The sequence below is a fragment of the Lactococcus protaetiae genome (genome assembly GCF_006965445.1).
GTDB classification, from domain to species: domain Bacteria; phylum Bacillota; class Bacilli; order Lactobacillales; family Streptococcaceae; genus Lactococcus; species Lactococcus protaetiae.
The window spans coordinates 1,334,998-1,348,826 of record NZ_CP041356.1; the positions used below are offsets into that span (position 1 = coordinate 1,334,998).

The window sequence follows — 13,829 nt, forward strand, 5'->3', positions numbered from 1 at the left end:
CGCAATCGCAATACTCCGACCTCTTAGGCCGGAGATAAAGCAACACTAAGCCTTGAATTTCGTCCGACTAAATTCAGTGGCGAGCTGAAACTCCCACTGAATAAGTCTTGACTTCATTCAAAAAAGGCAGAATAAATAGCTCGCAAAGCTTCCTTTTCATCTTTTTCTTTGACCATAAACATGACCGAAACCTCGCTTGAACCTTGTGAGAGCATACTAATGCTAATTCCTTTTTCAGAGAGTGCAGCTGTTGCTCTAGCTGTAACCCCCACGTGTTCTTTCATATCTTCGCCGACAAGCATGATAATCGAAAAATCACGTTCGATGTTAACCTCATCAGGGTGTAGGCTTTCTATCAAGTTAGCAATGAGGTTCTTGGAAACAGGTTGTGTCAGGTAATGGCTACGGATAACCACAGATAAATCATCAATTCCAGTCGGCATATGTTCAAAACGAATACCAAGATTTTCTAAGGCTGATAAGACTTTACGACCAAACCCTACTTCGCGGTTCATCAAATATTTGCTAACATATAATGTTGAAAAATTACTAGACGAGGCAATACCTACGACGGGTGCACCTTTTGTTTCCCGTTGCACAACAATCTTTGTGCCAGGATGTTCAGGATTATTAGTATTTTTAATCACTAGTGGAACATGAGCACGATAGGCTGGAACAAGAGCTTCATCATGTAAAACGGAGAAACCAGAGTAAGCAAGCTCACGCATTTCTCGATATGTAAGCTCGGCAATCGGTACAGGATTTTTGACAATGCCAGGATGGGCAGCAAAGATTCCATTGACATCGGTAAAATTTTCGTAAAGTTCAGCTTTAACTCCTGCAGCAATGATAGAACCAGTGATATCAGAACCACCACGAGAAAAAGTACAGACTTCTCCTTTTGCAGTAACACCAAAGAAACCAGGAATAATCAGCGTTTCTTCTAAGTCATTGAGATATTTGATACGTTCGTAAGAACTTTGAATGAGTCGTGCATTTCCAGGGTCAGAAGAAACTAAGATACCTGCATCTGCTGGATGAACATAACGGCTTTTAAGACCGGCAGAAGAGAAATAATCAGCAATCAATTTTGCATTGTTATTTTCACCAGCGGCTAAAAAAGTATCATAGGTATAAGGATTATCAATTGGTAAAGAGGCGAGTTGTTGGATGTTTTCTTTAATGTCCTCGATAATATGACTATCCATGTTGAGTTCGTTATAAATTTCTAGATAGCGAGCGACAATCCAGTCTTGGTAAACTTTAATTCCTCGTTCGTCTTGCGCTTTGCAAGCTTTATGATAAGCAATGAGTGCATCAGTAACTTTCGTATCAGCACCAGAACGTTTTCCAGGCGCAGAAACAACGATAAATTTTCGTTTATTATCACTATTGACAATATCAAAGACTCTTTTAATCTGGGCAGCAGAGGCGAGTGAAGAACCTCCAAACTTTGCAACTTTCATTTATATATTCCCTCAATCTTAACCATTTTTGTATAAATTTACAATTTGACTTATTATAACCAATTTTCAGATAATTTTCAACGCTCAAATGACAAGGAGATAGGTGGTTTTTTGAAGAATATAATAAGCTTGTGAGACCAGCAGGTAGAGTTTTTTCCTTGGATTTTTATTTTACCTTCAATCTTGATTTCCTATTTTTCAATAGTTCTTGCAAATCGTATTCATATCTTGGTATAATTAACGTATGAAATTTAAAGCAGTTATTTTTGATATGGATGGTGTTTTGGTTGATACTGAACGCTATTATTTGCAACGTCGCGCGGATTTTTTTGGAAGTCATCATATTTCAATTGACCATTTGACACCTAGTGATTTTATTGGTGGAAATATGAAAGACATTTGGCCACGGATTTTGAGAGATTCTTATAATGAAAATGAGGCGAAACAGCTTCAAGTTGAATATGACCTGTATAAAAAGAATACGCCCATGCCTTATAAAGAACTTCTTTTTCCAGATGTTACGCGAATTCTGAGTTATCTACAAGCTCAACAGGTTAAGATAGCTTTAGCATCAAGCTCTACAATGTTAGATATTGATTTAGCGTTGGATACACATCATTTGCGACCTTATTTTGATGTCATATTGTCAGGAAATGATTTTAAAGAATCTAAACCGAACCCAGAAATTTATCTGTCAGCAATGACAAAGCTGGAGGTAAATGCTGACGAGAGTTTAATTATAGAGGATTCAGAAAAAGGCATTCAAGCAGGAAAAGCAGCAGGAGCAACAGTTTGGGCGGTTAAAGATTATCGTTTTGGAATGAACCAAGCACGTGCTGACCGATTTGTTGATACACTGACAGAAGCTCAAAAATTACTGACAAGTCTGTAAAAAAGAGTGGAGGACGTAGACATATAGCTACTAGCTTATAGATTTGTGGGATAATGTGTGAGGGCTTTGTCAGTAGGCTGACAGAAATCTCATCTATTGATTTCAAGGCTGATTTTGCTTGAGGCGAAACTATCAGTGTACTGACAGGCTTCAATCGTTAAAAAATTCCTTTAAAAGCCCGCGAATCCTTTAAGTTTTCCCCATCCTATGTTAAAATAGGAAACTATAGGAGTGATACTATGAATTTTGTCCGTCGATTCTCGCCACTAACCATTGTTATCATCATGATTCTTGTTCAGGTCATTGAATCACTCGTCCTGATTTTTTCTGATACTCGTCGTTCGGGATTGATTTATTTACTTATTTTGAATGTTGTGATTACTTTGATACTATTATCGCAAACGAGAAATTATCAATTGCGACGTCAGGATTTTATTAGAAAAATTAATGACGAAGCTGAGAATTCTCTCAATGCAACATTGGATAATATGCCGATTGGGGTGATTCGATTTAATAATCAAAGTCTAGAACCTGAGTGGTTCAATCCTTTTGTAGATATGGTTTTCAAGGGTAATGACAAGATTATCAATCGTGATGACATTAAACTTATTTTAAAAAATGTAAATGATGACCAATACATTAATATTGGTAGCCAAAAATATGTGGCCGAATTAGACTCAGAAAAAAGTTTGATTTATCTTATTGATGCAACGAAAGAAGTAGCTTTCAAGTCTGAATTTAATGACAGTAGAGCAGTCATCGGATCAATTTCTGTAGATAATTATGATGATGCTACGGATTTGATTACAGACAGTGAGCGTACAGCAATTAATAGCTTTATTTCTACTTTTCTGGAAGAATTTGCTGATAAGTATGGCATATATCTTCGAAGGATTAACAGCAGTCGGCATTATTTTTTCTGCGATTATCGTATTTTAGAAAAAATTATTAATGACAAATTTTCAGTACTCAATGATTTTAGAAAATCATCAGCAGAAAAAAATATCCCATTGACACTTTCAATCGGTGTCTCTTACGGTTGGAACGATTTCCCAGCGATTGGTAAAGTAGCGATGAATAACCTCGAACTTGCCCAAGTACGTGGAGGAGACCAAGTTGTACTCCGAGAGAATACAGAGCAAGCTAGACCCGTTTATTTCGGTGGAAATTCTGAAAGTAGAACACAAAAAAGCAGAACTCGTGCGCGTGCAATTTCAACAGCTTTGCGTACAATTATTGCGGAATCAGATGATGTATTCATTGTTGGACATAAGTACACAGATATGGATGCACTTGGTGCGGGAGTTGCAATGAATGCTTTCGCCAATATGTGTGGAAAAGAAGCTTTTGTTGTTTACGACCCAGAGCAGTTATTGCCTGATGTTGGGCGTGCGATTGATAAGATGAATGAATCTTCGGATGGCTTTACTCATATTATTCGTTTAGAAACGGCAAAAAATCTGAAAAAAGCTAACTCTTTGCTTATTATGGTCGATCATTCAAAGACAGGGCAGACTTTAAACTTTGATTTCTACAATTCTTTTGAAAAAGTAGTGGTCATTGACCATCACAGGCGTGACGATGATTTTCCAGAACAGGCTTTGCTTTCATATATTGAATCATCGGCAAGTTCAGCGAGTGAGTTGACCGTTGAAATTTTACAATTTCACGATAATAATCGCAGGAAAATGTCCACGATTGAGGCCAGTATCGTCCTTGCTGGAATTGAGATGGATACTAAAAACTTTACGAAAGCAACAACAGAACGTACCTTTGAGGCTGCTGCCTATCTTCGTTCACGCGGAGCAGATAATGATTTGATTAAGATGATTATGGCAACAGACTTTGAGAAATATAAAAAAGTAAATGAAATTGTCCTTAATTCAAAAGTTATCTTACCCCATATTGCTCTTGGTTTAGGGATTGAGCATCAGAAATACGATAATATTACGACAGCAAAAGCAGCAGACACCATGTTGGAAATGGCAGGTATAACGGCATCTTTTGCTGTTACACAGCATATTAATGGTTTTATTTCAATTTCAGCACGCTCGCGCAATGGCTTCAACGTGCAAACACTCATGGAAAAAATGGGCGGCGGCGGTCATTTCAACAATGCGGCAACTCAGATTTATGAAAAAAATATAGAAGAAGTAAAAAAAGATTTGATTGAATTGTTAAAAGAAAGAGAGAATGAAAAATGAAGGTAGTATTTTTAGCAGATGTCAAAGGTCAAGGGAAAAAAGGTGAAGTTAAAGAAGTACCGACAGGTTATGCTCAAAATTTCCTAATTAAAAAGAACCTCGCTAAACCAGCGACTGCAGCTGCTCTTTCAGAAGTTAAAGGTCAAGCTAAAGCAAAAGAAAAAGAGGAAGCCCAACTTCTAGCTGAAGCAAAAGCGCTTAAAACAATTCTTGAAAAAGAAGATACAATCGTTGAAATTGGGATGAAAGTTGGTCAAACTGGCCACACTTTTGGTGCAGTTGACAAATCAGATATTGCCAAAGCATTGAATATCCAGTATCAAGTTAAACTTGATAAACGTAAAATTCAACTTGAAAATAAAATTCAAGCTTTAGGTACAAAAGATATACCTATCAAGCTTCATCGTGATGTGACTGCGATAGTTAAAGTCCGAGTGAGTGAGGCCTAAAATGCCTGAAATTGGTCTCATAAAGGCTCCTCCTCAAGATTTAGCGGCTGAACAGGCCGTTCTTGGGGCTGTTTTTTTGGATAGTGATAGACTAGTTGAAATTAAAGAGTTTTTAACCGCAGATGATTTTTATAAAACTGCTCATAAAGTTATTTTTAGAGCAATGGAAAAATTATCAGATGGCAGAGAAGCGATTGATGTTTTGACGATTCGATCTCAACTTGAAAATCAGGGAGAGCTTGAAAGTATTGGGGGAATTGCTTACATTGCTGAGCTTGCAACAGCGACTCCAACAGCAGCTAATGCAACATATTATGCAAAAATTGTTGCAGAAAAATCTTTGCTTCGTAAGCTTATTAATAAGTTAACAGAGTCTGTAGAAAAAGCTTATGAGCAAGAATTACCTGCGGATGATGTTTTGGCACAGGCAGAGAAAAGTTTAATTGATGTCCAACAAGGTAGAAATACCAATGGATTTAAAAAGATATCAGATGTGCTTTCTATCCATATGGACGACCTTGAGCAGCGGGCGCAACAAAAATCAAATATTACGGGGATTGCTACGGGCTATCCTGCTTTAGATAATATGACGACAGGACTGCACGAAGAAGAACTGATTATTCTTGCTGCCAGACCTGCGGTTGGGAAAACTGCGTTTGCACTTAATATTGCACAAAATATTGGAACAAAACAGGATAAGACCGTTGCCATTTTCTCATTGGAAATGGGGGCTGAAAGTTTGGTCAGTCGGATGATTGCTGCAGAGGGTTCTATTGATTCTCATAGCTTGAGAACTGGTCAGCTCAATGATCAAGAGTGGAATGATTACTTTATGGCAACAGGGACATTGTCACGTGCGAGTATCTATATTGATGACACGCCAGGGATTAAAATTTCTGAAATCCGTGCTAGGTCGCGCAAATTAGCTCAAGAAACGCAAAATCTTGGTTTAATTGTGATTGACTATTTACAGTTAATCTCAGGAACTGGTCGTGAAAATCGTCAACAAGAAGTTTCGGAAATTTCTCGTCAACTGAAGATTTTAGCAAAAGAGCTAAAAGTTCCTGTTATTGCCCTATCGCAGCTTTCTCGTGGAGTTGAGCAACGTCAGGATAAAAGGCCTGTCTTATCAGATATTCGTGAATCAGGTTCAATTGAGCAGGATGCGGATATTGTTGCTTTCTTATATCGTGATGATTATTATGATAGAGGAACTGATGAAGATGATGACGGAGAGGAATTACCTCAAGATAATAAAGTTGAGGTGATTATTGAGAAAAACCGCTCAGGAAGTCGGGGAACAGTCGAGCTTTTGTTTATCAAAGAGCATAATAAATTTGCCAGTATTGATAGCCGATATAGTGACTAGATTTTTAGGGCTATTTCATGTTATAATACTAGTAATTGTCTAAATTTGTCTTAGCATGAAATGTAAAATCAAGGGGGTAGAAGAATCGGAGAAATCCGACTTTTACGTCTTATTTGGAGAAACTTGTAGTCAAAAGAAACAGGTTGTATCTCTCTAAGCTTTGTATTACAAAGCTACGAAAGGAAATGAAATGGATAATCAAAATCAAGAAGTTGGAAAAATCGTTGATATTCGCAATAATGTGAAAGCCCATCTTGGACAAACGATTGAAATCACTTCACAATTTGGTCGTAAGCGTGAAAATCGTCATAAAGTCAATCTTATTGAAGCCTATGCTACTCACTTTGTGATTGAAAATATTCCAGCACGTGGACCTAAAACAACAGAATCATACCAATATGCTGATATTTTGACACAAACTATCTTGATTCACTATCCAAACGCTTAATTTGGAGATTAATAAGAGTTTTTTGGTATTTATCAAAGCAAGTGCGTGCTATCTCCGCCCTTTGGGCTCCGCTGTCGATGCTCGCTACGGTGCTACGTGCTTCGCACGCCGTTCTACGAACGGTCTACGCAACTTCGTTGCTCCATTGTCCGTTTGCTTGGCTGCTAAAGCAGCAAGAGCAAACGGCAAAGCACCTAGTCGCAATCGCAATTCCCCACCTCTTAGGTAGGGGATAAAGCAGCACTAAGCTTCGAATTTCGTCCGACTAAATTCAGTGGCGAGTTTAAACTCCCACTGAATAAGTCTTGACTTCATTTGATTTGAACTCTCTTGTTTTAGAATGCTGATGAAATCAAATAGCTCTATATTATTAGATATATCGTGGTACTGTTTTGTACTACAACATTGTGGAGCCTGAGTTGCTATGATGTAAAATTAACTCAGGATTTACAAAAGATTTAAGTTGGAAGGAGGAGATAACGGTGATGACTGCAAATTGGGATATGACACCAGTCAAAGGTGGTTCTGGGAATGCATTTTCTGGTAAAATTGATAAAGAGCGCATTTTTATTAAAAAAAATGGCAGTCCTTTTTTACCAAGCATTTATCTTGAAGGAATCACGCCTAAGGTCTTATGGACGAAACGTACGGCCGAGGGAGATACGTTATCTGCTCAACCCTGGATTGATGGACATACTTTAAGTCCAGAAGATATGAGTGACCGCCAGATTAATCATATTTTGGCACATTTGCATGATTCTAAAAAGCTTGTGGAATCATATAAAAAGCTGGGAAGTCAAGTTATTCCACCGAAACAATTGTTGGAAAATTGTGTAAAACAAACTAAGGCTTTGCAGACAAACCGCTTTTTATCAAGTATTATTGAGGAAATGTATCAGGAAATTCCAGAGCTTCAAAATGATGAGGTTGTTGTGGTTCATGGTGATGTAAATCATAAAAACTGGCTTGTTGATGATGCTTCTGGAAAGATATACCTTGTGGATTGGGACACCGTTTTTCTGTCTGATTCGATGGTGGATATGGCGCATGTATTGTCGCATTATATTCAGCACGAAGACTGGAGTTTATGGTTGATGAGCTCAGGTGTTAGACCACGGGCAGACTTGATGGATAAGGTCGCTTGGTATGGAAAATTATCCTTTCTTCGTCAAATTTCTGAATATCTCGTTAGAGGAAAAATGAAAGAAGTAAACCAAGAAATTTTAGGTCTTCGAAATTTTTGTGAATTATTTTAGTAAAAATAGGCTAGGGTCTCCTTCCTATTTTTTGGCTTATGGCAATTGATTTGAGGTATACTGTAGATTGTCAGCTTTGATGAATGGCTATTCCGACTTGGTAATTCAGTGCTATAGCCACTTCGCATTGTTGCTTTGTCTTTTGTTCTTGAGTGGGACAACAAGGTTGCGTAGACCGTTCGTAGAACGGTGTGCAAAGCACATGAACTTGCCACTTTATAGGATAGTCGTTTGTGTTAAAGCAGCAATGGATATGTTAGTTGTTTCATCTATTAGTAGCTTAGTGAAGTTGATGGTGGAGCAAAGCGGAGATAGAGCCTGTGGCGTGAAACGAACATAGACCGTTCAGAGAAATGGTGTAGAAAGTGCATGTCATGGCGATTTTTTCACTATGAAGTTAGTCAGTAACGTCAATCTGTTGTTAGTTTTTAACCAAGCAAGTGTTTGCTATCTTCGCCCTTTGGGCTACGCTGTCCATCCTCGCTATGGTGCTAAAGCACCTAGTCGGATTGGCAACTCTCCCACCTCTTTTAGGTGGAGGGATAGGCAACACTAAGCTTTGTTTTCGTTCTACTAACATCAGTGGGAGAGAAAGAATCTCCCACTGATGAAGTAATCACTTCAAAACAGATTAGCTTTAGAAATGAATTTCAACGCCAAGAGTAAGTATAAGAGTATTAGAAGTAAAATGAGGTAGCAATGCGCGTAAGAAATCGTAAAGGGGCAACAGAGATGCTTGCCGAAAACGCACATATTGTGGTCGAAAATCCAGCAGAATTTAAGGGACGCTGGGCAAAACGTTTTGGAAACAATCATCCTATTCATATTGAAGTAGGTTGTGGCAAAGGGGCATTTGCAACGGGAATGGCAGCACTCCATCCAGAAATTAATTATATTGCAATTGATATGCAGTTGTCCGTTTTGTCTTATGCTTTGGACAAAGCACTCGAAGCGGGCTTGCCAAATGTGCAAATGATGTTAGTTGATGGTGCCGCTTTGACTGAATATTTTGAAGAGGGTGAGATTGACCAGGTCTATTTGAATTTCTCTGATCCTTGGCCCAAAACTCGTCATGAAAAACGTCGCTTGACTTATAAGGCATTTTTGGCTACTTATGAGCAGATTTTAAGGTCAGAAGGTGAAATTCATTTTAAGACTGATAACCGTGGTTTGTTTGAGTATTCGCTAGTTTCATTGACTAATTATGGAATGGAGCTAAAAAAAGTTTGGCTTGATTTGCATAAGGATGAGGAATTTGCTCCGCTTAACGTAATGACAGAATATGAAGAGAAATTTTCAAATAAGGGTCAAGTGATTTATCGATTGGAAGCAAAATTTAAGAAGCGTTAATGACTGTAGAGTTTGTCAGCATACTGACAGAAGCAAAAAACTGTCAGTAGTTCGTTGTAAGTTTTAAAGTGATTACTTCAATTTCTGTCGGATTTAATCTACTGACAACAACAATCAGAAATTGTTTGAAGTGAAATAAGAAAAGGAAGGTGATAAGATGAGATGTCCTAAATGCTCTTCTGATGAATCAAAAGTTGTAGATTCAAGACAAGCTGAAGATGCTATTCGCCGTCGTCGAGTTTGTGAAAATTGTGGTTTTCGTTTTACGACATTTGAACGTATTGAAGAAATGCCTCTTTTGGTGATTAAAAAAGATGATAAGCGCGAACCATTCAATCGTGAAAAGATTGTTCGTGGTTTGGTACGGTCGGCTTACAAACGTCCTGTTTCAAGTGAAGATATTGAAAGCATCGTGGCAAATGTTGAACGTAAGATTCGACAGCTTGATCGTAATGAAGTGAAATCTGATACAATTGGAGAATTTGTAATGGAAGAACTCTCAAAACTGGATGATATTACTTATATTCGTTTTGCCAGTGTTTACCGTTCTTTCAAGGATGTGAGCGAACTTGAGGCACTTTTGCAAAACATTACGAAGAAAAATTGAGTCTGTCAGTGTGCTGACAAGCATTGTCAGTTGTCAGTAAAACCAAACTTGTTCGTCAGCTCTTTTGAGCGAGTTAACTCGTTCACTTTCAATTTTACGCAGTGCGATTACGACTAGCACATCCTGCCTGCATAGCGAATGCAAAGAGCGGAGACCGTTCGGAGAATTGCGTGCCTTTTGCTCTGACTTAGAACGAATGGACAGCGGAGCAACGAAGTTTCGGAGATAGCGCAGATTTGACTTTCAAGCAGTGTTAAAGCAAAAGAAGCTATAAACAATAATCACGAAAAGAGGAAAATATGAGAGCAGGAGATTCGTTTACCATTGTGAATCGCGGAAAAATCAGCTTCGATGCCGAGACTTTTACGCTACTCTATTTACCGATTGTTGGTTCTAATGCTTTTGCTTTGTATCAACTGCTGACGACTTTTTCAACAGGGCGTATTTCTCATTTTTTGGAATATCTGAACATTGGATTAAATCCATTTTTGGAGAGTTTGGACAAGCTTTCTGGGCTTGGCTTAGTCAAAGTTTTTGATGACCACACGATGCTTTATTTTGATGTAAAGAGTCCATTGACTTACGATGAATTTTTATCTGATGATTTTTACAAGCAACTTTTGATTTCACGGATTGGTGAAAATAGAGTGACCGGTCTTTCAAAAAAAATCGAAGTCAAAGGTCAAAATATTTCCAAAAAATTTCATGAAGTTTATAAAGTTGATTTTGACAATGAACCAAAAGCAGCTGTCAGCACTGACAGCTTTGATATGGGTGCTTTTAAGAGTTTGATGGATCGTCAAGGATTGACATTCTCAAATGAAAACTTAGAGCGTCTGAGCCTTTATTCTCTCGCCGAAAAATTTGACCTCAACTGGTACGAACTCTTTAAAAAAGCTGAGAGTACGGCTAATGCAGACAAGACTTTGAACCTGTCAGCACTGACAAGAAGTCTGTCAGCAAGTTCTGAGCCACAAGTGGCATTATCAAGTTTTCCCAAAGCGTTTGCTGATCTTATCGTGAGTAGTAAATCACACGAGCCAGTCGAATTTATTCAGCAGATTAAGAGTCAAGCTGGCGGTTTTGTAAGTGGGGATGAGCGGAAGATTTTAAATAATCTCACTAAACAAAATCTGCCATCGGAAGTCCAAAATGTACTCATTCATTATATTTTAGTTCAACAAAAAAATGCATCTCTGTCTTCAAATTTTGTGAATACATTGGCAAATGATTGGATGAGAAATAAAGTATTCACCGCAGAAATGGCAGTAAAGCGTATCTTAGAACGTAGTGAATCAGCTCAAATAAAAGCACAAGAGAAACAAAACTTTACAAAAAAACAAACAAAAATTGTGAAAGAAGCACCAAAGTGGTCAAATCCAAGCTACGAAAATAAGACAAGTGAAGAGGAACTTGCAAGGCTTGAGAAAATTCGGCTTGCCTCACTCCAAAAACTGAAAGGAGAGCAGCAATAATGGAATCTATTGGTGAAATTTTAAATAAACGCAAAGATTTACGCGGAAATTTTGAAAAACTTGTGGCTGAAGTCATGAAAAATAAAGATGTTCAGTCTTTTATTGCTACCCATCAAATGACGTCAGATGAGATTCAGCGTTCCTATTCAAAATTTTATGAATTTGTGCGTGAGCGTGAAAAATTTGAAAAAGGTGAGAAGCGGGCGGCAGATGGTTATGAACCAGTCTTGATTATGAATCATGGCTATGCTGATGTATCTTATCAAACTACATCAGAACTTGCTGCACAACAAGCTGCGCAAACATTGCTTCGACGAGTGAAAATGATAGGTTTACCAAAAGATTTAAAGCAGGTTACTTTAGAAGATATTGCGCTTGATGATGTAGGGCGGATTGAACCCTATCAAGCTTTGGTGGATTTTATTGCGAATTTTCCTGAGCAAAAAGGACTCTATCTCTATGGAGATTTTGGAGTGGGAAAATCTTTCATGATGGCAGCAATGGCAAATGAATTGGCAAAAAAAGGAATTTCGACTACTCTGCTCCATTACCCAACATTTATATCAGATTTAGACTTTGATACGGCTAAGGTTTGGGTGAATGAAATCAAACAAAGTCAAGTATTGGTCCTTGATGATATTGGAGCGGAACAAAACAATGCTTGGGTACGTGATAGCATCTTGCAGGTGATTTTACAGCATCGGATGCAAGAAGATTTACCTACATTTTTCACCTCTAACTTAAAAATGGACGAACTGGAGCAACATCTGGCAGAAACAAAAAGAGCAGATGAGATTTGGCCAGCAAAACGCGTGATGGAGCGTGTGAAATATCTGTCGCGTGAACTTCGACTGGAAGGAATAAACAGACGACATGACTGATATAAATGAAACCATTGATTTGATGATGAAACATACCTCAGTACGTAATTTTACTGAAGAAAAAATAGAAGATGAAGATTTAGAAGCTATTTTGAAAGCAGGACAGGCGGCGTCAACTTGGAAAAATTTTCAGTCTTACTCAATAATTATTGTAAAATCGCAAGAGCAAAAAGATGCAATTTATCAATATCAGCCACAAAAATCCATTAAGAATGCTGCAGTTTATCTCGTATTTGTCGGAGATTTGAACCGTGCCGAAAAGGCGGTGAAAATGCATGAAGGAGACTTCCAGCCCAAAGGGATAGAGTCTTTACTGATTACAGCGACAGATGCTGCTGTTGCTGGACAAAATGTTCTTTTAGCCGCTGAATCTTTAGGTTATGGTGGAGTGATGGTGGGACTGATTCGTGACCAGTCTGCTGAAATATCAAAAGTATTAGATTTGCCTGATTACACTTATCCGCTGTTTGGCATTGCTCTTGGCAGACCAGCGCGTATCAACAAAGTAAAGCCACGCTTGCCTTTAGAGGCTATTGCTTTTAAAGAAAAATATATTGAGCAAACCGAGCAAGTCATTTCAGATTTTGATGAAGTTCAAGATGAATTTGCAGGAAGTCGCAGGTTGAATAAGTGGTCGGAGCGGATTGTTGAACAATGGGGTGTTCCAGAAATTACATCATCAACAGAAAATCTAAAAGATAAGAAATTATTATGAAGACAAAAAAGATACTGGAACCAAAGTTACCTACGGTATATAGAACGGTCACCAGTGAAGATTGGGAGTATGGAGAGCTTTATCAAGCAAAATTTACTGATGAAAAACTGGAAATTGAATATCCATTGCGTTTTTCAAGCTGTCAGTTAACGAATGTTACATTTTTACTGACAGAAAGTTCTGTCAGTGAATTTACAGACTGTATTTTTGAAAAATGTGATTTGTCAAATCTAAATTTATCTGGTATAGGTTTCTACCGTTGCCGATTTATAAATTGTAAACTATTAGGTGTTGATTTTACAAATTGTCATTTACAAGATGTCCAGTTTGAACAAACTCTGCTTAATTATGCCAATTTCTCGGCAAGTACCTTAAAGTCTGTTCGCTTTTTTGAAAATGATTGTACAGAGAGCCTTTTTACAGCCTGTAAATTTTCAAATGTCCATTTTTTGTCTAATCAGCTGGAAGGAACCAATTTCTGGGAAACTTCGCTTGCAGGTTTAGATTTTTCTACGAATAAGTTTGAACACTTAGAAATTACACCACAACTTGCTAAAAACATAAAAATAAATCTCAGTCAAGCCCCATTTTTTGCAAGTTTATTTGGTATTGATATTGTTTAGTTGCTGATGATAGAAGCTGTCAGTATGCTGACAGAAAACAAAATATAAGGTGACCTCTAAAAGCTCAGAATTTTCAGCTTAGACTGAATTCCGA

Annotated in this window: 13 protein-coding genes; 12 read left to right on the plus strand and 1 reads right to left on the minus strand. The window is 37.9% G+C overall.

All coding sequences use genetic code 11. The annotated features are described in order from the left end of the window. Positions 1–113: 113 nt before the first annotated feature. A complete protein-coding gene (locus FLP15_RS06550; protein ID WP_142766448.1) occupies positions 114–1,466 on the minus strand; it encodes an aspartate kinase in 1,353 nt (450 codons plus the stop codon). A gap of 244 nt (positions 1,467–1,710) precedes the next feature. Here FLP15_RS06550 and FLP15_RS06555 point away from each other — a divergent pair, with 244 nt between their 5' ends. From FLP15_RS06555 to FLP15_RS06610, 12 genes are all read left to right on the plus strand, one after another. After that, entirely contained in the window at positions 1,711–2,358 is a 648-nt protein-coding gene (locus FLP15_RS06555) for an HAD family hydrolase (RefSeq protein WP_142766449.1), read from the plus strand. Positions 2,359–2,597: 239 nt separating this feature from the next. Further along, positions 2,598–4,562 (plus strand): DHH family phosphoesterase, encoded by a 1,965-nt coding sequence (locus tag FLP15_RS06560; RefSeq protein ID WP_142766450.1) that lies wholly within the window; start codon positions 2,598–2,600, stop codon positions 4,560–4,562. Beyond that, on the plus strand, positions 4,559–5,011 hold the full coding sequence (gene rplI / locus FLP15_RS06565) for a 50S ribosomal protein L9 (RefSeq protein WP_142766451.1): 453 nt from the start codon (positions 4,559–4,561) through the stop codon (positions 5,009–5,011). Before FLP15_RS06560 ends, rplI begins: the two co-directional genes overlap by 4 nt. A 1-nt stretch (position 5,012) precedes the next feature. Next, positions 5,013–6,380: a replicative DNA helicase gene (gene dnaB / locus FLP15_RS06570; RefSeq protein ID WP_142766452.1), complete on the plus strand. Its 1,368-nt coding sequence runs from the start codon at positions 5,013–5,015 to the stop codon at positions 6,378–6,380. A 190-nt stretch (positions 6,381–6,570) separates the two neighbouring features. Beyond that, positions 6,571–6,828 (plus strand): Veg family protein, encoded by a 258-nt coding sequence (locus FLP15_RS06575; protein WP_120771307.1) that lies wholly within the window; start codon positions 6,571–6,573, stop codon positions 6,826–6,828. 482 nt (positions 6,829–7,310) lie between these two features. Continuing rightward, complete coding sequence (locus tag FLP15_RS06580) at positions 7,311–8,084, plus strand: phosphotransferase family protein (RefSeq protein WP_142766453.1); 774 nt, start codon at positions 7,311–7,313, stop codon at positions 8,082–8,084. 699 nt (positions 8,085–8,783) lie between these two features. Next, complete coding sequence (gene trmB, locus FLP15_RS06585) at positions 8,784–9,434, plus strand: tRNA (guanosine(46)-N7)-methyltransferase TrmB (protein ID WP_142766454.1); 651 nt, start codon at positions 8,784–8,786, stop codon at positions 9,432–9,434. 157 nt (positions 9,435–9,591) lie between these two features. Continuing rightward, entirely contained in the window at positions 9,592–10,041 is a 450-nt protein-coding gene (gene nrdR, locus FLP15_RS06590; protein WP_142766455.1) for a transcriptional regulator NrdR, read from the plus strand. A gap of 299 nt (positions 10,042–10,340) precedes the next feature. Then, positions 10,341–11,516, plus strand: coding sequence for a DnaD domain protein (locus FLP15_RS06595; RefSeq protein ID WP_142766456.1), 1,176 nt, complete (start codon positions 10,341–10,343; stop codon positions 11,514–11,516). Continuing rightward, positions 11,516–12,397 carry a primosomal protein DnaI gene (dnaI, locus tag FLP15_RS06600; protein ID WP_142766457.1) on the plus strand — a complete coding sequence of 294 codons (882 nt, stop codon included), beginning with the start codon at positions 11,516–11,518 and terminating at the stop codon, positions 12,395–12,397. Before FLP15_RS06595 ends, dnaI begins: the two co-directional genes overlap by 1 nt. Next, positions 12,390–13,112: an NADPH-dependent oxidoreductase gene (locus FLP15_RS06605; protein ID WP_142766458.1), complete on the plus strand. Its 723-nt coding sequence runs from the start codon at positions 12,390–12,392 to the stop codon at positions 13,110–13,112. The genes dnaI and FLP15_RS06605 overlap by 8 nt, the downstream gene beginning before the upstream one ends. Next, positions 13,109–13,735, plus strand: coding sequence for a pentapeptide repeat-containing protein (locus FLP15_RS06610; RefSeq protein ID WP_142766459.1), 627 nt, complete (start codon positions 13,109–13,111; stop codon positions 13,733–13,735). The genes FLP15_RS06605 and FLP15_RS06610 overlap by 4 nt, the downstream gene beginning before the upstream one ends. Positions 13,736–13,829: the final 94 nt, after the last annotated feature.